Genomic DNA, 20,554 nt, shown 5'->3' with positions numbered 1-20,554 from the left:
GCTGGTACAACGCCCGCCGACGCCACAGCGCCCTGGGCTACCTCAGCCCGCTAGAGTACGAACGCCGCCAGCTCGCGCTGGCCGCATGACCAACCAACTACCTGTCCGGGAAACGGGGTCAACTTCACCCCGACGGCGGGAACAGTCGCGCCCGCCAGCGCGTTGGCATCGCGAGAGCGGCCGCCGCATGGCCGCTCCAGGCCCCGACACAAGGAGTCCCCACGATGAAGTGCCCCGTCGACAACGCGACGCTCGTCATGTCCGACCGCCAGGGAGTCGAGATCGACTACTGCCCCGAGTGCAGGGGCGTGTGGCTCGACCGCGGCGAGCTCGACAAGATCATCGACCGCTCCGCCGCCGAGTCCGCACCCGCGCCGGCCCCCGCCCGCGAGACACAGCGCGGATATGACCAACGCGGCTACGACCAGCGCTCGTACGACGACCGCAAGGGCTACGACCAGCGCGGCTACGACCCCCGCTACGGAAGCAAGCCCAAGCGCAAAGAGTCCTTCCTGGGAGACCTGTTCGACTTCGGATGAATCAGCCCGCCGCGATCCGGGCACGCACCCGGATCGCGGTCGCGCTGAACGCCACCTTGTCCGCCGCGTCCCACGCCGTCGAGCCCGCGGCCCCGACCCAGGCGTTGAGGTTCGCGCCGATGCTCCCCGTCAGCACCCCCTCGACCACACCCGCGGCGTCCGGCACACCCCACTCCACCGGGAAGAACGCCGTCCCCCCGCCGTGCAGTCGCGCCTCGACGCGCTCGGGCAACGCCGCGACCTCGCCCACGTCGGCGACCACGGCGGCTGCGGCATCGGCCGCCCTCAGGGACTCGTGCAGCGCCCTGGTGAGACCCAGCACTCCCCCATGTTTGGTCGCGGCGCGCAAGGAGAACCGTGAGCTCTCCAGCGCCGCCCACGGCGGCGCGCCGTCCAGATCCGTCGCGACCAACGGCCGGTAGCCGATGCTCGGGATCACGTCCACGTAGAGGTACCAGCGATCTTGGTCGTGGGCGCGGAACATCGTGGGAACCTCGACGCCGTGGCCGGCGGCGTACTCCTCGCCGATGCGCGTCTGGACCTGGGTCCATGAGGTGTCCGACTCCCACCAGCGCGTCGCGTCGGTGACCTCCATGAAGAGGCCGCGCGCGCTCGCGCCATTCGACTTCGTGACGCGGTAGGTGCGGCCGCCGTGCCGCAGGACCGTGGCGTCGATCGTGTCCTCGCCATGGTCGAGCATCACGCCGCCGAACCGCCACGTCGCCTGCGTGAAGTCCGTGGTGGAGCCCCACAGGATGACCTGGTGGTCGCCCACGGTCGACGTCCAGTACACGACGAACGCGCCCTCGCCCTCGCCGTGGAAGTCGGGCACGAAGGTGGCTTCGGCTGCCCACATCATGCCCATGTCGGGAACACCCGGCGCGGGCTCGCCGGTCGCATCGAGCGCCACGTCGAGCTGGCGTTGCGGCGACCACGTGATGAGATCGCGCGACTCCCACACGTTCATCCGCGTCGAGTAGCCGTGCGACCACGCCTCCCACCCGGCATCGTCCCCGCCGAACACCCGGAGGTCCGTGCCCAGGATGAAGTACGTCCCGGTCTCGGGGTTGAAGGCGAGGTGCGGGTCGCGCACGCCCGTGGTGCCCAGGTGGGACGCGAGGACCGGCTCGCCGCCGTTGAGGGGGATCCAGCGCTCGGGGTCGTTGCCGTCGGAGAGGTCCAGGTAGATCCTCTCGGCGTAGCCGTCCGGATCCTCAAGGAAGTGGACCATCAGGTAGCCGTAGGGCTCTCCCCCGGCGGCCGAGCCGGTCATCGCACGCGCACCGTCACCGAGACGTCGCGCAGCTCAGGCAGCAACTCCTCCTCGGTCTCCATGTCGAGCACCGGCATGCCGTCGGTCGCGAAGTGGACCCGGCGCACGAACATGTCGCGCCCCGTGAGGCCCTTACGATCCGTGCGCGCGTGGAAGACGTAGAGGAGATTGCCGTCCTCGTCCTCGGACCACATGCCGTGGCCGGTGCCCAGCTGCATCTCGCCGTTGAAGGGCCCCGATTTCTGGATCGGATGGCCCAACCGCGTCCACGTCGCGGGGTCGGTGAGGTCGGCGCCCTCTCCCGCCGGGGCGGTCGCGAGCCCCGTCGTGTAGGTGTCGCCCACCGTCGAGCCCGAGTACAGCAGGTAGAGCCGGCCGTCCCTCGCGAGCACGTTGGGCCCCTCGGCGATGAGGTTGTCCCACGCGTACTCGGGGGCGATGATGCGCACCGGATCGCTCGTGAGCCGCGTCGGGTCCGCGGGATCCATCCGCGCGATGAACACGCTGCCGAGCATCTGCCAGGCGTAATAGTGCTGGCCGGAGTCCTCGACGTAGGTCATGTCGAGAGAGATGCCCTGGATCGGGTTGAGCGCGGCGCCGTCCGCGCGCACCACGTGCCGCGCCGGCGTCCAATGCGCGGGCACGGTCGGGTCAAGATGACGCCCCGCGGCGTCCTTGCGCAATTGGACGATGCTCGCGCGTCCCGACCACATGTCGGTCGGGGTGCCGTAGCTGGGCATGAAGAGGATCGACAGCGTGCCGTCGATGAGGTGGATCTCGGGCGCCCAGAAGCAGCCGGTCATCGAGTTGCCGTCCGCATCGGGCGAGCCGTGGACCAGCAGGTCGACCTCGGTGACGCGGCCGGCCTCAAGGGCCTCGTCGGACAGGTCCTCGATGCGGTCCGCCATGCGGAGGGGCATCCCCACCGGCTCGCCCGAGTTGTTCACGGGGTCAAGGTGAAGGTCCTTGGTGGCGATCATGAGGAACTTCTGCTCGCCGTTGAAGTCGAAGCGGTAGACGCTCGGATCGGCCCGCTCGTCGGCGAACGGCGTCGGGTAGACGGCCTGGCGGACGCGGCCCTGCACGCGGTGCTCGCCGGGCACGGCGGTGTCGATCGCGGCCTGTGCGGCGAGGTCCCACTCGATCGCCAATGACCCCGTGGAGCCGTCGCTGTAGTCGAGCTCGAGGCGTCCGGGCAGGCTATCGACACCGAGCATCCCGCCCCGCGGGACGTGCACCTCGGGCAGCGGGCGCGCGTCCGTGTTGACGATCCTCCCGAACCTCACCTCGAGGCCGCGCGCGACCTCCTCCGGGACCGCAAGCGGCGCGCCATGCTCAAGACCGTCAACGCCGCCGTCCTCGACCGCGCCCACCGTGGCGGCGTCCGCGAGATCGGCAACCGTGGCGCGACGGGCGCACCCGGCATCGTCGCTCCACGACAGGCGGTAGACGCCGGCCTGGGCGTCGAAGGCCGCGGCGGGACGATGCACGCCGTCCGTCACGCCCAGATCGAGCAGGCCGATCTCGGTGTAGGTGAGCAGGTCGGGCGAGGTTGCGATGAGGACGCTCGACTGTTCGGTGCCGTCGGGGCCGCCGCCGCGCGCCACGCGCGTCGCCACCACGCCGAACTCGCCACCTTCCAGGTGGAACAGGTGCGGATCGACGAGCGAACGCAGGATCTCCTCGGTGGTGCCGGCCGGGCCAGGGGTCTCGGCGACGCGCGCGAAGAAGATGCCGTAGTCGTCGAAGAGCGGCGCCCACCCGCCGGGTCCCTCGATCGCGAGGTGCATGCTGAGCGCGATGTCCGCGTTGTTGGCCTCGGCCTCCGAGGTGGGGGTGCGGTGGTACGCGCGGACGCGGCGCGCCGGTCCCCGCGCGGGTGCCGGTTCCTTCCCGGGCACGGTGGGCTCGGTCACGTTCGCTCTCCCTCGAGTCGATGGGTTCCGCCCCGCAATTTACATCGATTACCTAGCGGGCGCAAAGGCCGCAGGACGCGCGTAATTCGCGCGCGTGGCGCCTACCCGCCTACCGCAGCCCCCCGCGCGCCCTGGCGACCACGCGTCCACGCTGAGACCGCGGAAAGCGGGCCAGCATCTCGCGCAACTCGTCGGCGGTCGCGTCGGAGCCGAAGATCTCCGTGGGCGGCTCGAACGCGACCCCGGCCGCGAGGGGCCCGGCGATCACGGGATCGAAGCCCATCGCATCGACCAGCGCGGCCACCGTCGCGACGTCGCCCGCGCCATCCTCGGCGCCGTCGCCCGCGATCGCGATCCCCCGGCGCTCGGGATCACCGGCCGGCCGCGCAAGGTTCTCGAGCTCCCACACGCTCGCGTGGCCGAGCGCCTTGACCACGCGCGCGCCCTCCAAGAAGGCGGCGACGGTCTCGGAGGTCGAGGTCGTGGGGTCGTCGAGATCGGGCCTGGCGCCGTCGAGCTCCCACCAGTAGTTCATGGCATCGACCACGAGCCGGCCCCGCAGGAGCTCGCGCGGCAGGCTGCGGTAGCGACCGAGCGGAATCGCAAGGATCACCACGTCGCACGCGCACACCGGGGCCGGGTCGTCGGCGGATCCCGCGGCCCGAACCTCGAGTCCCGCGTCGCGGCACAGGCGCGCCAGCACCGTCCCCACGCGCCCCACCCCGAGGATCCCGACCGTCGCAGGCACCGCCGCATCGCTCATGCGCCGCACCCTACCCGCCCGCGGGCGCAGCGAGGCCCTCGCTACAGCCGGGCAACCTCGACGACGGCATAGACGCCGTCCTGGGGGATGTGCACCAGTGCATCGGCGATGTCGACTCCAGCGGAGGCCAGCAGCGCGGCTAGCTCGCCGAGCGTGCGCATCGGTCCCATGGGCCACGCGACGGTGAGCTCGGGATCTCGCGGGGGGCGACCCGCGAGCATCACGGACAACACGAGCGAGCCGCCCGGGCGCACCATGGCGAAGGCCTCGGCGATGGCACGCGCGGCCGCGTCGCACGAGAGCCCCTCGAGCAGGCCGAGCGCCTCCACGAGGTGTTGGGACTGAGCCGGCACGGGCGCGTCACCGGCGCGGGCGACCGTGAACCGGTGCGCGTCGGGGTCGATTCCGTGGGCGAGCACCACGCGGCGGCTCACGTCGACTGCCGGCAGGCACGTGTCGACGAAGGTCGCCTCGATCGCGATACCCGACTCCATCGCGACCGCCATCGACGCGGCCATCGGATAAGCGGCTCTTCGCAAATGAGGCTGTAGCGCTGTCCCGGGGGTGGGTGGTTGGGGGTAGGGGTCGAGGTCCCCCAGGATGGAAGTTCTCACACTCACCGTCTGGAAGACCTCGACTTGTCTCACGCTACCTTCGGCGCGCCCGATCTCACGACCTTCTGCAACCTCGACAGCCTTGGCCTGACCGTCACGGGTCAACGCATCGAGAACGACAGGGCGGTGCTCGAGTGCCGCGTCGCGAGCCCTGACGACCGGTGCCACGGGTGCGGGGACCGGGGCCGGCCGCGAGGCAGCCAGGAACGCCGCCTTGCGCACGAGCCGTTCGGGTGCCGGCCCACGACGCTGCTCGTGCGCGTACGCAGGTTCCGATGCGATCGATGCGGCCGGTTCTGGCTCGACGACCTCCGCGCCGCGGCCGAGCCACGCGCGAAGGTCTCCCGCGGCGGCCTGGCCTGGGCGCTGAGGGCGCTCGTCGTGGACCACCTGAGCATCTCCCGCATCGCTGCGGGGCTCGGCGTCGCGTGGCACACCGCGAACGACGCGGTCCTCACCGAAGGGCACCGCCAGCTGATCAACGATCCCACCCGCTTCCAGGGCGTGCACGTCCTCGGTGTCGATGAGCATGTGTGGCGACACGCCCGCTACGGCGGCAACTACGTGACGGTCATCATCGACCTCACCCCGGTACGCGACGGCGTCGGTCCGGCCCGCCTGCTCGACATGATCCCTGGCAGATCGAAACAGACGTTCCAGACATGGCTCGCCGAACGCCCCCGATGCTGGCGCGACCGAATCGAGTCGATCGCCATGGACGGCTTCAGTGGCTTCAAGACCGCGGCCGCCGAAGAACTGCCCGACGCCACAGCGGTCATGGACCCGTTCCATGTGGTCCAGCTCGCCGGTGACGCCCTCGACCAGTGCCGCCGGCGACTGCAGCAAGCCATCCACGGCCACCGCGGCCACGCCGGCGACCCGCTGTACATGTCCCGTCGGATCCTGCACACCGGGCTGGAGTACCTCACCGACCGCCAGTGGGCACGCCTCGACGCCCTGTTCGACGACGACGCCCACACCGAGGTCGAGGTCACATGGGCCGCCTACCAGCGCATCATCACCGCCTACCGTCACCCCGACCGCGCGACCGCGAAGCGCGACTTCACGGCGCTCATCGAGTCGCTTCGCACCGGCGTGCCGGCCGCGCTGGTCGAGCTCCGCAGGCTCGGCCGAACCCTGAGCCATCGCGCCGCCGACGTCCTAGCGTACTTCGACCGGCCGGGGACCTCGAACGGGCCCACGGAGGCGATCAACGGCCGACTCGAGCACCTCCGCGGATCCGCCCTGGGGTTCCGAAACCTCACCCACTACATCGCGAGATCGCTACTCGAGGCCGGCGGCTTCAGGCCACTCCTACAGCCCTGAATGCGAAGAGCCGGATAAGCGGGCCCGCACGCGAGACTGGCCCAGCGCATCGTCCCCGCGACATCCACCGATGCCCGCGCGGCGAGCCAAAGGAGGACTCGCGCGCGCACCCGCAGGGCGCGCGCGTCCGCCGCGAGGGTGAGGTACCTCCTCGAGGCGTCGTCGACCGGCCCGCCCGAGAAGAGGTCGACGTGGCCTTGAGGCGAGGACAGGCGCTCGGCGTCCGGAAGGTAGACGTTCGGCAACGCGCCGGACGCGCCCAGGCGCATGCGCCATTCGGCGAAGGCGGCCGACGACTCCGGCGACGGATGCTCGTCCGGCCCGAGCGGTCGGGCATCGTCGGACTCGTCGCCGACCGCCAACCGCACCACACGCAAGCCAGTGGGATCGATGGACGCGCTCATGACGAGCACGTCTCGCGCCGAAAAACGGCGCCCCTCAGCCACACGCACCATTTCCCCTCCGCGTCCTCCGCCGGCAGGCGGCCCCCAGGAAAGCGACACCGGCGGGGTGCACCGCCGGAGTAGTGATAACGATGCTATGCACGTGGGGCCCTCGCGGCAATGCCCTCTTTTTTGGGGGGTGCCCCATTGTCAGTGCCGTGAACGACAATGGACCCCATGACCGACGACCTCGCCACCCGGGACGAGGCGCCTAGGAATCCGCACTCCTCCGCGTCCCCTCAGCCCGCGCCCGCTCAGTCCGCGACAGCAGACCAGTCCGCCCCGATCGACCCCGCCACCGCACGCCGCAACTCCGTGGTGATTTGGGTCTTGATCGTCTCCGCCTTCGTCGTGATCCTCAACGAGACCGTGATGAGCGTCGCGATCCCGCACCTCATGACCGACCTGGGCATCACGGCGGTCGACGCTCAGTGGCTGACCACGGCCTTCCTTCTCACGATGGCGGTGGTGATCCCGATCACGGGCTTCCTGCTGCAGCGCTTCCACACGCGACCCATCTTCTTGGCCGCGATGGGGCTGTTCTCCACCGGCACCTTGATGGCCGCGCTGTCTCCCGGCTTCGAGGCGCTGCTCGTCGCGCGCGTCATCCAGGCCGGCGGCACCGCGATCATGTTGCCCCTGCTCATCACGACCGTGATGCAGCTCGAGCCGCCGGCAACCCGGGGCCGTCGCATGGGCTCGATCTCGGTGGTCATCGCGGTCGCGCCCGCGATCGGCCCCACCGTCTCAGGACTCATCCTGAGCGTGCTGCCGTGGCGCTTCATGTTCGTGTTCGTGCTCCCCATCGCGCTCACGGTGTTGGCGCTCGGTTGGCGCCTGCTCACGAATGTCACGGAGCCGCGCAAGGCGCCGCTCGACGTCGTGTCGGTGCTGCTCTCCGCGATCGGCTTCGGCGGGGTCGTGTACGGCCTGAGCCGAATCGGCGAGTCCGCTGGCGAGGGCGTCACCACGGAGATGATCGTGGCTCTTGGTGCTGGGCTCGTCGCGCTCGCGCTCTTTGTGTGGCGACAGCTGGTGCTGCAGCGTATCGACGATGCCCTGCGCGACCTGCGCACGTTCCGCGTCCCGACCTTCGCGGTCTCGGTCGGCATGTTCGTCATTCTCATGATGTCGCTCTTCGGCGCGATCATCCTGCTGCCGCTCTTCATGCAGAACGTGCTGGGACTGACCGTGCTGCAGAGTGGGCTCATGCTCCTCCCGGGTGGCCTGGTGATGGCGCTGTTCGCGCCGGGGATCGGGCGCGCGGTGGACAGGATCGGACCGCGTCCCCTGCTAATCCCGGGAGCCGCGCTGGTCGCGGGCGTGCTGTGGACCATGTCCGCGATCCTCGGGCCCGACACGCCGTGGTGGGCGCTGCTCGCGTGCCACGTCGCGCTCAGCACCGGCCTCTCGCTCATGTTCACGCCGCTGTTCACCGCGAGCCTCGGGTCGCTGCCGCGCCACCTGTACTCGCACGGCTCGGCGACCGTCTCGACGCTTCAGCAGGTCGCCGGCGCGGCGGGCACGGCGCTGTTCATCTCGACCATGGCGGCCGTGGCCCTGACGCGCGCCGACTCGGGCGCCACGACGGCGGGGGCCACCGCGGCGGGGATCTCGGCCGCGTTCGTGATCGCGGCCGTGCTCGCCACGCTCGCCGTGGTGGGCGCGATGTTCATCCAGCGCCCGGCCGACTCCCCTGGCGAGGTCCCCGCGGGCCACTGAGCGGAGCGGCGGAGCGCTCTGCTCCAGAACTGCTCACCCCTCTCTCGCCCGAGCGCCCTATGGGACACCCATAGTCGATTCCGGGAAGTTTGCGCTTCCTATGGGACCCCCACTGTCGTTCGCGCCCGAGCCGCAACCCTGCGATCCCGCGTCCGCAGGCTGAGCGCGCTCACCGCCTGCCAGCGTCAGCGCCAGCGTCAGCGCCAGCGTCAGCGCCAGCGTCAGCGCCAGCGCCAGCGCCAGCGTCAGCGTCAGCGCCAGCGTCAGCGTCAGCGTCAGCGCCAGCGCCAGCGTCAGCGTCAGCGTCAGCGCCAGCGTCCTATGGGACACCCATAGTCGATTCTGCGAGGTTTGCGCTTCCTATGGGACCCCCACTGTCGTTCGCGCCCCTCGCCCACCCCACGCCCCAGCTCCCCAGCGCCCCAGCTCCCCAGCTCCCACCACCGAGCACGACCCACCGCCTCCACCAATTGACTCCGCTTCTACATCGTTGTAACTTTGCGCGGCGTGGGGACTCACCCCATCACGCACTGTCCAACGACGAACAGGAGCATCCGTGGCACATCCACGTTCTCGACTAGCGATCGCGGCGAGCGCCTTCACACTCGCCGCACTTTCCGGAGCCGCCATTCTCACGGCGGGCGGGGAAGCCGCCGCCGCGCCCGCCACCACACCCGCACCCGCCACCGCACCCGCACCAGCCACCGCACCCGCCGAGGCGACGCCACCGGCCCCCACCTTCGCCGAGGTCTCGGTCCACGACCCCTCGGTTGTCACGTCCGGAGAGGACATCTGGGTCTTTGGCTCGCACGGCGCATCGGCCCACACGACCGACCTCATGAACTGGACTCAGCACACGGTTGACCTGGGGATTTCACGCGACAACGCGCTCTTCGAGGACATCGACACCGAGCTCGCGGAGACCTTCGCCTGGGCGGAAACCACCACCCTGTGGGCCTCGGACGCGATCCAGCTCGAGGACGGTCGCTACTACCTCTACTACAACGCGTGCCGCGGAGATTCGCCCCGGTCTGCGCTCGGAGTCGCCGTCTCGGACAGCGTGAATGGCCCCTACGAGGACCTCGGCATCATGCTGCGATCAGGGCAGCGCGACGGCGAGCCCCAGCAGGTTCCCGGCGAGGACTACGACGCGACCGTGAACCCCAACGCGGTCGACCCCGACGTCTTCTTCGACGCCGACGGGCGCCTGTGGATGGTCTATGGCTCGTACTCGGGCGGCATCTTCATCCTCGAGCTCGACCCGGCAACCGGCATGCCCCTGCCGAACCAGGAGTGGGGCACTCACCTGATCGGCGGGAATCACGCGCGCATCGAGGCCCCGACCATTCGCTTCGACGAGCAGACCGGCTACTACTACCTCTTCGTCTCCTTCGGTGGGCTCACGGCGGACGGCGGCTATGACATGCGCGTGATGCGCTCCGAGAACCCCGATGGCCCCTACGTCGATGCCCAGGGTCACGACATGTCGACCGTCATGGGCGGCGAAGGAACGCTCTTCGACGACGCCGCGATCGAGCCCCACGGCGTCAAGCTGATGGGCGGCCACGCTTGGACGCGCGCAGTGGGCGATCCCGGCAGCGGCACCCCGCTCGGCTACGTCTCCCCTGGCCATAACTCTTGGTACGACGACCCCATCACCGGCGAGTCCTTCCTGGTGTTCCACTCGCGCTTCCCTGGCACGGACGAGCGTCATGAGGTCCGCGTCCAGCAGATGTGGATGACCGAAGATGGCTGGCCCGCCCTGTCTCCCATGCGGTACGCAGGCGAGTCCGCAGGCGCCGTCGCTTCCGAGTCGATCGCCGGCGGCTGGCAGCTGGTGGACCTCGGCAAGGACATCACCGCCGACCCCGCCCCCACGTCGCGCGTGACCCTCGCGCCGGATGGCACCATCACGGGTGAGACCGAGGGCACCTGGACCCTGACCGGCGACAACACCATGACGGTCTCCCTCGACGGCATCGACTACACCGGATTTGCCGTGCCCATCTGGGACGCCGACCTCGACTCCTGGTCGACAGGCCTCACCCTGCGCGACGCGACCGGCGCATCGGTGCTGGGCCGCGCGCTCGACACCCCCACGGGCCAGGACGCGGTCGACGCGACGCTCGCTGCGCTCACGCTCGGCAGCACGACTGCCGTCACCGCGGACCTTTCCCTGCCGCTCGAGGGCACCGGAGGGACCGTGATCACCTGGGTGACGTCGGACGATGCCGTGGTCACCGCCGCGGGCGCCGTCACGCGCCCCCCGGTGGGGGCGCCCGATGCGACCGTGACGCTCACGGCGACCGCGGTCAACGGCGAGGCGACCGGCTCCAAGGACTTCGAGGTGACCGTGCTGGCCACCACCGAGGCCGCGGGCGAGGCCGCATGGTCCTTCGACGGCGACCTCACCGAGTCCACCGGCACCTACGCCCCCGCCACCACCACCGGCAACCGCCTCACGACGACTGGCGGCACCGCGTCCTACGTGGACGACGGCGTGGTCGGCTCCGCGCTCCGCCTCGACGGCGAGTCGGGAGTTCGGCTACCCGATGGACTCATCCGGACCCACCAGTACTCGGTGAGCTTGTGGCTGCGCCCCGCGGCACTCACTCAGTTCACCACCGCGTTCTTCGGCGGGCCGACCACCACGAGCTGGATCAGCCTCAACCCCCGCGGCTGGTCCGACACCACCATGCTGTGGTCAGGAGAGGCCTGGTACGACGCCGTCTCACCCACGCTCATCCCCACGGGCGAGTGGACCCACGTCGCGTTCACCGTCGACGAGGGCGCCGTCACGCTCTACCTCGACGGCGAGCCGGCATTTGCGGGAACGGGATTCCCTGACGTCTTCACTACGGACGATGCCGTGTTCGGCTTGGGCGTCAATCACTGGGACGTGCCATACGAGGGAGATATCGACGAGCTCGGAGTCTGGTCACGATCCCTCACCCCCACCGAGATCGCCGACCTCGCGAATCCTGTGGATCCCGAGCCGTCCTTCATTGATGTGGAGGGCTCGGAGCATGCTGTGGCGATTGGGTGGCTTGCTGCGGAGGGGATTAGCACGGGCTGGTCGACTCCGTCTGGTCAGGAGTTCCGTCCGTTGGCGCAGATTAAGCGTGATGCGATGGCGGCGTTCTTGTACCGGTATTCGGGCTCTCCTGAGGTGACGCTTCCTGCCGAGTCTCCGTTCGTGGATGTCACGCCGACGTCGACGGAGTTCTATGAGGAGATTATGTGGATGTTCCAGGAGGGCATCTCCACGGGTTGGGAGACGTCTGCGGGGCGGGAGTTCCGTCCGCTGGCGCCGGTGAAGAGGGATGCGATGGCTGCTTTCCTGTACCGGTATGCGGGCCAGCCTGCCTGGACTGATCCTGGTGAGTCTCCGTTTGTGGATGTGACTGCGTCGTCGACGGAGTTCTTCACGGAGATCACGTGGCTGGAGTCGACCGGCATCACGACCGGCTGGTCCACGCCTGCGGGTCAGGAGTACAGGCCACTGGCGTACACCAAGCGCGACGCCATGGCCACGTTCCTCTACCGCTTCGACCAGCTCGACTAACAACCCCCACCAGAGCGGAACCCCCGCGGCTCCGCCACACAAGCCACCCCGGCATCGGCCCTCAGTGGCCTCCGCGGGCGCGACTCGCCGGCGACACGCCGGGACCTGTGTGGCGGAGTCGCGAATCCGTGTGGCGGAGCCGTCGCTCGCCGCACGGGGTCGGAAGCTGCCACACCGCGCTCACTTGCGGCTCCGCCACACACGCAAGCTCTGCATCGGCCCTCAGCGGCCTCCGCGGGCGCGACTCGCCGGCGACACGCCGAGACCCGTGTGGCGGAGCCGCGAAAACGTGTGGCGCAGCCGACGCTTGCCGCAAGGGGTCGGAAGCTGCCACACCGCGCTCACTTGCGGCTCCGCCACACGAGCCGCCTCGGCATCGGCCCTCAGTGGCCTCCGCGGGCGCGACTCGCCGGCGACACGCCGAGACCTGTGTGGCGGAGTCGAGAATCCGTCTGGCGGAGCCGCGAGGGAGTCCGCGCTAGAGGGCAGGTCAGGCGACGAAGCTCGCGACGTCCCCCGGCTCGACCGCAGCGCGCACCCTCGCACTCATCTCCTCCGACATGGGCGGGAGGGAGTCGAGCGGGAACCATGCGGCCTCGGTGTTCTCGCCATCGGCCGGGAACGGGTCGCCGCTCACGTAGCGGAATCGGAACGTGAGGTCGAGGTACTGTGACCGGTCGCCGTTCGCGTAGGTCATGGGGGGAAGTGCGTGCACCCACACGAGCGCCTCGGCGACCGCGACCACGTCCGCCTCCTCGAGGCACTCACGCGCTCCGGCCTGGGCAGGCTCCTCGCCCGGATCGATGATGCCCGTGACCGGGGTCCACGCACCGTTGTCGGCGCGCCGGACCAGCAGCACCTCCCGCGATCCGCCCTCGGGCGCGGGCCGCAGGACCACGGCAGTCACCCCTGGTAGCCACAGGAGATCGGTGCCGATCTTCGAGCGCAGGTCCAGGATGAAGTCAGGGGTCGCCATGGCGTCACGCTACCCGAGCCAGCCACGCCGCCTCGGCTCGATGAACCACGCGCGCGACGTCCCTCCACCACACCGCCCCCGCGGCTGCGCCACACAAGCCGGCCCGGGATCGGCCCCCAAAGGCCTCTGCAGGCGCGACACTCCGGCGACACGCCGGGACCCGTGTGGCGGAGCCGCGAAACGGTGTGGCGGAGCCGTCACACGGGGGCAGCGGGCGGCTCGACCAGCGACCAGGTGGCATGCTTCGGGTCGCGACCATCACCGGACGACTTCCCGGTGAGCCGCCGCCCCAGCCACGGCAGCACGTAGCGGCCGACATAGGCAGCCTCGGACAGCAACCCCCGCGAGCCCAGATCGGATGACGCGGCCACCGGAAGGTCCGTCTCGACACCCATCGCGGCGAGCACCCGCGCCGCCACGCGCGAGTGACCCAGCGCGTTGAGGTGCAGACGATCCTCGGACCAATACGCGGCGCGGCGCATCTCGCGGTCCCGGTAGTTGTCGACGAACATCACGTGCGGGTACTCCCCCACGACCCGATCGACGATCTCCATGAGCTCACCCGCTCGCTCCGCGAAGACGCGTCCGCGCGGGAGCCGCTCGGTGGGGTCGGGCCCGGAGAGCATCACGAGTCGCACGCCAGCCGACTCGGTCCGCTCCATCACACGCCGAATGAGCGCCTCGATCCGGACCGCGTTCCAGCCCGGTCGCATCATGTCGTTGCCCGACCCGTTGAACGTCATGACGTCGGGTCGCGGGTCGAGCTCGAGCGCCGCATCGCACTGTTCCGTCGCGATGGGCTCGAGCAGCCGTCCACGGATTGCCAGGTTCGCGTAGTGGACGCCGCGCCCGGAATCGGCCGCGAGGCCCAACGCGACCAGGTCGGCCCAGCCACGCACGCCCCCCGGCACCGGATCCCCCACACCCTCGGTGAAGCTGTCCCCAATCGCCACGTATCTCACGAGCATCGACCCTAGCCCGATGACGCCGTTACGGCACCCGGTGCGGTCTGCGACACCCCGGCCACTCCTCACCCCATCCTGACCACGAGCGAGCCCCGCGCCCGCCCCGCGCGCAGGTCACCTAGGGCATCGTCCACGCGATCGAACCCATACGTAGTGACCGCCGGCGCGAGGTGGAGATTGCGCGCGAGCGCCAAAAACTCCGCGCCATCCGCGCGCGTGTTCGCGGTGACGGAGCGGAGGTCGCGTTCGTAGAACAGCGAGCGGTCGTAGTCGATCTCCGGGATCGGCGACATGTGGATGCCCGCGGATACGACCGTGCCGCCGCGCGCGGTCGCATCGAGCGCCTGCGTGAGCAGCGCCCCCACCGGCGCGAACACGATCGCCGCGTCGAGAAGCTCGGGCGGCGTGGCGTGCTCGTCCCCCACGAAGTCCACCTCGAGCTCGCGCGCGAGCGCTCGGTTGCGCTCCCCGCGCGTGATCGCGATCACGGTCGCACCCGCCGCCTTCGCCAGCTGCGCGGTGATGGACGCGCTCGACCCGAAGCCGTACAGCCCCAGCACCCCTCCGGGCGGGAGGTTCGCACGCGAGAGCGCCCGATAGCCGATGATCCCCGCGCACAGCAGCGGCGCCAGGTCCAGCGCCTCATCCGTCAGGGGCAGCGGGTACGCGAACGCCTCGGGCACGGTCACCAGCTCCGCATAGCCGCCGTCGTGGTCCCAGCCGGTGAAAGTCGCATGCGGGCACAGGTTCTCGCGCGCGGTGCGGCACCATCGGCAGGTCCCGCACGTGCGGTGCAGCCACGCCACGCCCACGCGCTCGCCCACATCGAAGCCCCTGGCCGCGCCGCCGGCGCCCACGACGGTTCCCACCACCTGGTGTCCCGGGATGACGTGGGGACGATGCTGGGGCAGGTCCCCGTCGATCACGTGAAGGTCCGTGCGGCACACCCCGCACGCCTCGACTCTCACGAGCAGTTCATCCGCGGCGGGCACACGATCGGGTCGCAACTCCCGCACCACCGTGCCGTGGCGGGCCACCCAAGCATCCATCGCTCACCTCCCTCACCAGTGAAACACCGGAGCGCACGGCCCGCGCGGCTAGGGTGAAGGCGTGACCCCCACCCTCTCCGGCGGGCGCCGCCGCGCGCTCTTTCTTGACATCGACGGCACGTACGCACACCACGGAGTGGTGCCCCCGGAGCACGAGGAGGCTGTCCGCTCCGCGCGCGCCGCGGGCCACCTGGTGTTTCTGTGCACGGGGCGTCCGCTGTCGCTGCTCACGCCTCGGATCGTGGCGGCCGGATTCGACGGCTACGTGGCGGGCGCAGGGATGTACGCCTCGGTGGGCGACACCGTCCTGGTCAATGACACCTTCCCCGCCGATCTCGCCGTACGCGCGCTCGAGGCGCTCGACGCGCACGGATCGCTGTACCTGCTTGAGGCCGCCGAGGCGACCTACGCCCGTCCCGCGACCATCGACGCGATGACGCGCCGCTCGCCGGCGGGCGGCATGAGCACGGGCCGGCGCGACATCCTCGCGGCGCTCACCCCCGCCGAGGACCTCTCCGGGCTCGCCTTCGGCAAGGTCGCGTCCTTCCATGCCGGGACCCCGCTCGCCCAGATCGCGCGCGTGGTGGGACCGGAGGTCACCGTCCTGCCGTCGTCGATCCCCGAGCTCGGCCCTGGCGCGGGAGAGATGTTCCTCGCGGGCATGCACAAGGCGCTGGGCATCGCGGCCGTGGTCGAGCACCTGGGACTCGACCGCGAGGACGTGATCGGGTTCGGCGACGGGCTCAACGACGTCGAGATGCTCGAGTACGCGGGCGTGGGCGTGGCGATCGAGGGCGCGCGCCCTTCGGTTCTCGCCGCCGCCGACCGCGTCGCGCGCGGCCCCCAGCACGCCGGCCTCGCGGAGGCCTTCAGCGACCTGGGCCTCCTCGCGTAACCCACGCCCCGTTCGGGACACTCAGTACTCCGATTCGCGCCAGAACCCGCGCATCGGGACGCTCAGGACTCGTCGGCGACGGACCTCACCAGCCCAGCCAGGGCATCGGCGCTGACCCCGAGCGCCCGGGCACGCTCCGCGAGCGCCCGCGCCTCCACGCGCAACTCCCCGAGCGCGCCGGCGCGCTCCGTCGCCACCGCCCCCCTGCCGCGGCGCATCTCGATGAGCCCCTCGTCCCGCAAGAGTTGATACGCCTTGAGCACGGTGTGGAGATTGACGTCGAGCGCGGCCGCCACCTCGCGCGCGGACGGCAGGCGGTCGCCGGGCGCAAGCCGGCCGGACGCGGCCTCGACGCGCACCGAGGCCGCAATCTGGTCGTACAGCGCCACCGAGGAGCCGGGCGTGGTCCGGATGAGCATCAGGCCCTCGCCGCGACCGCGGTGAGCATCGCGGCGGCTCCCGCGGCATCGTCCACCGTCACCACGAACCGGCGCCCGCCGGGGCGCGTCACCTCGAGCGCCTCTCCGTCCCTCAGCACCACGGAGGTCGCGCCGGGCACCGAGCGAATCCCGTAGCCCCCGAACTGCGCCAGCCCGCTCACGTGGATGGGCGCGGCGCTCGAGACGTCGGCGGCGGGGACGCGCAACCGCACGAGCCGACCCGCGGAGGTCACGGTGAGCCCGCGGCGATCGACGCGCACGTGGAACACCGTGAAGCTCGCGACGAGCACGCCCATGACCACGGTGATCGCCGCGACCAGGATCGCGACGCCGCGGTCGCCCACGACCCACGAGATCACGGCCGTCGCGCCCACCGCGATCGTGGCGAAGGCCAGGGCCGCCAGGACGATGCCGCTGGTCTCCGCGCGGCCCACCCACACTGCGGTCTCGCCGGGGGCGAGCGTCACCGGCGTGACGGGCTCTCGGGCGGGCGGCACGCTCGACTCGCGCGGCTGCACCAGCCACGCGGCGACACCGGCCGCGACGGCGGCGACCATGGCGGCCACCAGCAACGACACGATCGACGGCGCCTGGGCGGCGTCCGCCAGGCCGCGCTGCAGCCACAGCGTGCCGGTCATCAGGATGCCCATGAGGGTCGAGAGACCGGTCGCGAGCGCGGGCATGAGACGCAGCGCGTATCCACGCTCGCCGCGCGCCACGGCGCGCAGTCCGGTCGAGCCCAGCGCGATCGGCAGCGCGAGCGCCAGCAGGGCCGTCATCGCTGGCACGGTCCAGGCGGGCGAGAAGCCATCTGCACCCGACGGACCCCAGTGGGTCGCGACCTCGGCCGGCAGATCTCCCAGGATCGCCACCTGAACGCCCACGGCGAGCAGGCCCACGCCAGCGGGCACCACCACCCCGACCAGCCGCGCCCTGCGCAGCGCCAGTTCTCCGGTCATGGCGACCACCCCTCTCGACAGTTGTTATAGATGAACTATAACACTTTAAGAAGGCAGCGGGCGCGCTCCGACCGCGCCCACTACGGAGAGCGCATGACCGCCAGCCTTCCGCTCGCGCTCGGCATCGCGCTGTCTCCCTTCGCGATCCTGCCCGCGGTCCTGGTGCTGCTCGGACCGCGCGGCCGCGCTGCAGGCTTCACGTTTGCCGGGGCGTGGTGGCTGGGCACCACGGCCCCCACGTTCGCGGCCGAACTCGCCACCACCGCGCTCGTCGCCTCGTCGACCGTGCTCGCCCCCGTGGTCGCCGCCACCGTCGGTGGGCGGCGAGCCACGCCGGTCCTCGAGTCGCTGCGGCGCTGGCTCGATGCCCACACCGCGACGCTCCTGGCCGCGGTGACAGCCGTGATCGGCGCGCTGGTGCTGTACTCGGGGATTTCCGGGATCTAGCAGGACTGCGCGGCCGCCGGAGTGGCGCCCAACTGGATGAACTGCGGGCGCGCACCCGCGGGCACTCCGACCGGCACAGGACCCGCGGGGGCGCAGCAGCCTCCCGCGCCCGACTCGTCGCCGTCGAAGAGGCCCGCTCCCCCGCACACGCCGGTCTCCGGCAGCGTGAGCTCGATCCTGGCGGCCGCCGCGCTGTCGCCCGCGATCGCCGCCACCACGCTGCGGACCTGCTCGTAGCCGGTGAGCGCCAAGAAGGTGGGCGCGCGCCCGTAGGACTTTGCCCCCACGATGTAGAGGTCGGGCTCGGGCTGCGCGAGGTCGGCCGCCCCGGTCGCGCGCACCGTGCCGCACGAGTGCAGGTTGGGATCCACCTCCGCCGCGATCCGCGACGGCGCCTGGAGGCGCGGGTCGAGATCGAGGCGCAGCTCCGAGAGGATCGACAGGTCCGGGCGGAATCCGGTGAGGACGATGACGTGGTCGGCGGGGTCGAGAGCGCGACCGTCCTCGGCGGTCACGACCGCTCCCGCGGGCGTGGTCTCTATCGCGGCGGTGCGGAAGCCCGTGACGACACGGATGCGCCCGGCGTCGACCGCGGCCTTGGCGCGCAGCCCGAGCGCGCCGCGCGCGGGGAGCGCGTCCGCGTCTCCTCCGCCAAACGTGTCGCCGATGCCCCCGCGGCGAAGCACCCACGTCACCGTGGTCTCGGGGTGGGCCTCCGCGATGCCCGCGAGGGCGACGATGGCCGTGAGCGCCGAGTGGCCGTTGCCCACCACGACGGTGTGCCGGTCCGCCGCGGTCGCGGCGTCGATATCGGGGATGCGGTGCGTCACGAGATTGGCCTCGACGGCGGCGGCCTCGCCCAGCGCGGGAAGGCCGTCGGCACCCGCGGGGCTGGGCGTGCCCCAGGTGCCCGAGGCGTCGATCACGGCGCGCGCCTCGATCCGCTGCTCGGTTCCGTCCGCGAGCGCGACGTGCACCACGAAGGGCTGTTCGGCTCGGCCGGCGTCGACCACCAGGTCGCGCCCCTTGCGGGCGACTCCGGTGACGCGGGCGCCGTAGCGAACCCGCTCGCCCAGCGCCGCCGCGAGCGGGGCGAGATACTCGCTCATCCATTCGCCTCCCGTGGGGTAGCCCGATGCCGGGGCGACCCAGCCCGTGGGGGCCAGCAGGCGGGCGGCGGCCGTGTCGACCAGCTCGGGCCACGCGGAGAACAGGCGCACATGGGCCCACTCCGCGACCGCTGCGGCGGGCCCTTCGCCCTTCTCGAGCACGAGCGGCTCCAGGCCACGCTCGAGCAGGTGGGCGGCGGCGGCGAGACCCTGCGGACCCGCGCCCACGACGACGACCGGGTGTTCCATCGCGCTGACCATCTCACTCACTCCATCCATCGACTACCATCAATGTGTTGAGAATGCTCGATTCATCGAAGGATGTCAATATGTCGCAGCACGCGATGTTGCCGGTCGTGTCCGCGGGGTCTGGCGCGGGCGCCGCCGCGGCCCCGAAGTCGGCTTCCGCCGCGCCCGCGTGCGGCACCGGACTGGACTGCGGACTCGACGCGGTCGAGGCGGAGCGCGTCGCGCGCGTCTTCAAGGCGCTGGGCGACCCCACACGCGTGCGCCTGCTGTCGATGATCGCGGCAAGCCCCGCGGGCGAGCTCTGCGTGTGCGACCTGACCGAGCCCGTGGGACTCTCGCAGCCCACGGTCTCCCACCACATGAAGCAGCTGGCCGAGGCCGGACTGGTGACGCGCGAGCAGCGTGGCCGGTGGGCCTACTTCCGCGCGGTCGACGGCGCCGTGGGCGATGCCGCGCGGGCACTGCTGGGCTGAGGGCTCGCAGGCAAGCCGCCGCAGTAGAGCCTGTTACTGGCCTACACCTCGGTCCGCAGCGGCCGTCCTCAGCGCCACGGCCATGCGCACAACCGCCTCGGCCTGCTCAGCTCCCACTGCGGCAGCGCGATAGTTCTGACCGTTGCGCGCACGGCGGGCCTGCTCGAAGAACTCGGCCGCGGCAGCAGCGCCCGGCGGTGCATCAATGACCACGGCGATGAACCCATCGATCGCGGCTCTCTGAGATCGGGAGAGCGGGGCGAGCGTCACGGCGCGTCCCCGACAACAGCAAGGACCGGACCCTCGCGGACGCTCTGCAGAAAGCCCGACGGCTCGGCGTACTCGGCCTCGCTCATGATCGTGGGATTGACCGGCCTGCCGACCGCACGCTCGACGCGCGCGCACGCGGCATAGACCGCCTCGACCTCGGGCCTGCCCACCACCATGAGATCGATATCGTGCGGCGCGGGACCATCCCGTCCCACTGACCGGGCCGCGAACGAACCATAGATGAAGGCCTTGCTCACGCCATCGATCTTCGCAAGCTCCTCCGACAACAACGGGCGAGGACCCGTCGCGATCAGGAGAATGGCGCGCAGAGGCTCGACCAGGGGGCTGTCGAGGTTCGCAGAGAGCATTCGCGTCCGCCCCGCGCGACGCTCGCGGAAGATCCCCGCCTGAAGCAACCGCTGGGCCTCCGCATACGCAGTAGTGCCCCTTAGAGTGGTGTAGCGCCCGGCGGTGGCAAGGCTCCTCGTAGACAGAGGAAGCGGCCACCGCGGGGCCTTCGAGTTCACCCTTGCAAAGTTCTCTCGAATGGATCACCGCGAT

The 20,554-nt window shown here is 70.9% G+C and carries 21 protein-coding genes; 7 read left to right on the top strand and 14 right to left on the bottom strand.

Annotation, left to right across the window (positions count from 1 at the left end; all coding sequences use genetic code 11):
• The first annotated feature begins 224 nt into the window (after positions 1-224).
• Positions 225-539 (top strand): TFIIB-type zinc ribbon-containing protein, encoded by a 315-nt coding sequence (locus ABEA62_RS12425; protein WP_286215562.1) that lies wholly within the window; start codon positions 225-227, stop codon positions 537-539.
• Between the two features lies 1 nt (position 540).
• On the opposite strand, the gene ABEA62_RS12420 is transcribed toward ABEA62_RS12425, so the two are convergent.
• The 4 genes from ABEA62_RS12420 to ABEA62_RS12405 all read right to left on the bottom strand — a co-directional run bounded on the left by ABEA62_RS12420 (position 541) and on the right by ABEA62_RS12405 (position 5,009).
• Positions 541-1,812 carry a glycoside hydrolase family 43 protein gene (locus ABEA62_RS12420; protein ID WP_345380383.1) on the bottom strand — a complete coding sequence of 424 codons (1,272 nt, stop codon included), beginning with the start codon at positions 1,810-1,812 and terminating at the stop codon, positions 541-543.
• Positions 1,809-3,728, bottom strand: a complete 1,920-nt coding sequence (locus ABEA62_RS12415; protein WP_345380381.1) for a family 43 glycosylhydrolase — start codon at positions 3,726-3,728, stop codon at positions 1,809-1,811. Before ABEA62_RS12415 ends, ABEA62_RS12420 begins: the two co-directional genes overlap by 4 nt.
• A 109-nt stretch (positions 3,729-3,837) precedes the next feature.
• The gene (locus tag ABEA62_RS12410) at positions 3,838-4,491 is read right to left on the bottom strand and encodes an NADPH-dependent F420 reductase (RefSeq protein ID WP_286215557.1); all 654 of its coding nucleotides are present in this window, start codon (positions 4,489-4,491) and stop codon (positions 3,838-3,840) included.
• 41 nt (positions 4,492-4,532) lie between these two features.
• Positions 4,533-5,009: a hypothetical protein gene (locus ABEA62_RS12405; RefSeq protein WP_345380379.1), complete on the bottom strand. Its 477-nt coding sequence runs from the start codon at positions 5,007-5,009 to the stop codon at positions 4,533-4,535.
• A gap of 120 nt (positions 5,010-5,129) precedes the next feature.
• Here ABEA62_RS12405 and ABEA62_RS12400 point away from each other — a divergent pair, with 120 nt between their 5' ends.
• The gene (locus ABEA62_RS12400; RefSeq protein ID WP_286215553.1) at positions 5,130-6,431 is read left to right on the top strand and encodes an ISL3 family transposase; all 1,302 of its coding nucleotides are present in this window, start codon (positions 5,130-5,132) and stop codon (positions 6,429-6,431) included.
• On the opposite strand, the gene ABEA62_RS12395 is transcribed toward ABEA62_RS12400, so the two are convergent.
• A complete protein-coding gene (locus ABEA62_RS12395; protein WP_286215551.1) occupies positions 6,374-6,835 on the bottom strand; it encodes a hypothetical protein in 462 nt (153 codons plus the stop codon). The genes ABEA62_RS12400 and ABEA62_RS12395 overlap by 58 nt on opposite strands.
• A gap of 216 nt (positions 6,836-7,051) precedes the next feature.
• Between ABEA62_RS12395 and ABEA62_RS12390 the strand changes: the two genes are divergently transcribed.
• Positions 7,052-8,596, top strand: coding sequence for a DHA2 family efflux MFS transporter permease subunit (locus ABEA62_RS12390; RefSeq protein WP_286215550.1), 1,545 nt, complete (start codon positions 7,052-7,054; stop codon positions 8,594-8,596).
• A gap of 57 nt (positions 8,597-8,653) precedes the next feature.
• Here the strand turns inward: ABEA62_RS12390 and ABEA62_RS12385 are convergent, their stop codons facing one another.
• A complete protein-coding gene (locus ABEA62_RS12385) occupies positions 8,654-8,926 on the bottom strand; it encodes a hypothetical protein (RefSeq protein ID WP_286215547.1) in 273 nt (90 codons plus the stop codon).
• A 226-nt stretch (positions 8,927-9,152) separates the two neighbouring features.
• Here ABEA62_RS12385 and ABEA62_RS12380 point away from each other — a divergent pair, with 226 nt between their 5' ends.
• Positions 9,153-12,161: a family 43 glycosylhydrolase gene (locus tag ABEA62_RS12380; protein WP_345380376.1), complete on the top strand. Its 3,009-nt coding sequence runs from the start codon at positions 9,153-9,155 to the stop codon at positions 12,159-12,161.
• A 490-nt stretch (positions 12,162-12,651) separates the two neighbouring features.
• Here the strand turns inward: ABEA62_RS12380 and ABEA62_RS12375 are convergent, their stop codons facing one another.
• From ABEA62_RS12375 to ABEA62_RS12365, 3 genes are all read right to left on the bottom strand, one after another.
• A complete protein-coding gene (locus ABEA62_RS12375) occupies positions 12,652-13,137 on the bottom strand; it encodes an NUDIX hydrolase (protein ID WP_345380374.1) in 486 nt (161 codons plus the stop codon).
• Positions 13,138-13,334: 197 nt separating this feature from the next.
• The gene (locus ABEA62_RS12370; RefSeq protein ID WP_286215542.1) at positions 13,335-14,105 is read right to left on the bottom strand and encodes an SGNH/GDSL hydrolase family protein; all 771 of its coding nucleotides are present in this window, start codon (positions 14,103-14,105) and stop codon (positions 13,335-13,337) included.
• Positions 14,106-14,167: 62 nt separating this feature from the next.
• Positions 14,168-15,151, bottom strand: a complete 984-nt coding sequence (locus ABEA62_RS12365; protein ID WP_345380372.1) for a zinc-binding alcohol dehydrogenase family protein — start codon at positions 15,149-15,151, stop codon at positions 14,168-14,170.
• Between the two features lie 61 nt (positions 15,152-15,212).
• On the opposite strand from ABEA62_RS12365, the gene ABEA62_RS12360 reads away from it, so the two are divergent.
• Positions 15,213-16,046 carry an HAD hydrolase family protein gene (locus tag ABEA62_RS12360; protein ID WP_286215538.1) on the top strand — a complete coding sequence of 278 codons (834 nt, stop codon included), beginning with the start codon at positions 15,213-15,215 and terminating at the stop codon, positions 16,044-16,046.
• Positions 16,047-16,108: 62 nt separating this feature from the next.
• Here the strand turns inward: ABEA62_RS12360 and ABEA62_RS12355 are convergent, their stop codons facing one another.
• Positions 16,109-16,465 (bottom strand): GntR family transcriptional regulator, encoded by a 357-nt coding sequence (locus ABEA62_RS12355; protein WP_345380369.1) that lies wholly within the window; start codon positions 16,463-16,465, stop codon positions 16,109-16,111.
• On the bottom strand, positions 16,465-17,445 hold the full coding sequence (locus tag ABEA62_RS12350; protein ID WP_286215537.1) for a DUF1648 domain-containing protein: 981 nt from the start codon (positions 17,443-17,445) through the stop codon (positions 16,465-16,467). The genes ABEA62_RS12355 and ABEA62_RS12350 overlap by 1 nt, the downstream gene beginning before the upstream one ends.
• 93 nt (positions 17,446-17,538) lie before the next feature.
• Between ABEA62_RS12350 and ABEA62_RS12345 the strand changes: the two genes are divergently transcribed.
• Positions 17,539-17,892, top strand: coding sequence for a GAP family protein (locus ABEA62_RS12345; protein WP_286215536.1), 354 nt, complete (start codon positions 17,539-17,541; stop codon positions 17,890-17,892).
• Here ABEA62_RS12345 and ABEA62_RS12340 read toward each other — a convergent pair.
• Positions 17,889-19,250: an NAD(P)-binding domain-containing protein gene (locus tag ABEA62_RS12340; protein ID WP_286215535.1), complete on the bottom strand. Its 1,362-nt coding sequence runs from the start codon at positions 19,248-19,250 to the stop codon at positions 17,889-17,891. The genes ABEA62_RS12345 and ABEA62_RS12340 overlap by 4 nt on opposite strands.
• A gap of 80 nt (positions 19,251-19,330) precedes the next feature.
• Between ABEA62_RS12340 and ABEA62_RS12335 the strand changes: the two genes are divergently transcribed.
• Positions 19,331-19,723, top strand: a complete 393-nt coding sequence (locus tag ABEA62_RS12335; RefSeq protein WP_286215534.1) for an ArsR/SmtB family transcription factor — start codon at positions 19,331-19,333, stop codon at positions 19,721-19,723.
• Positions 19,724-19,756: 33 nt separating this feature from the next.
• On the opposite strand, the gene ABEA62_RS12330 is transcribed toward ABEA62_RS12335, so the two are convergent.
• Together ABEA62_RS12330 and ABEA62_RS12325 are read right to left on the bottom strand one after the other, a co-directional pair.
• Positions 19,757-19,993, bottom strand: coding sequence for a hypothetical protein (locus tag ABEA62_RS12330; protein WP_286215533.1), 237 nt, complete (start codon positions 19,991-19,993; stop codon positions 19,757-19,759).
• Positions 19,990-20,361 (bottom strand): nucleotidyltransferase domain-containing protein, encoded by a 372-nt coding sequence (locus tag ABEA62_RS12325; protein ID WP_286215532.1) that lies wholly within the window; start codon positions 20,359-20,361, stop codon positions 19,990-19,992. The genes ABEA62_RS12330 and ABEA62_RS12325 overlap by 4 nt, the downstream gene beginning before the upstream one ends.
• Between the last annotated feature and the right edge of the window lie 193 nt (positions 20,362-20,554).

The organism is Demequina sediminis (assembly GCF_039545075.1).
Classification (GTDB): domain Bacteria; phylum Actinomycetota; class Actinomycetes; order Actinomycetales; family Demequinaceae; genus Demequina; species Demequina sediminis.
This window is presented reverse-complemented; position numbering and strand designations above follow the sequence as displayed.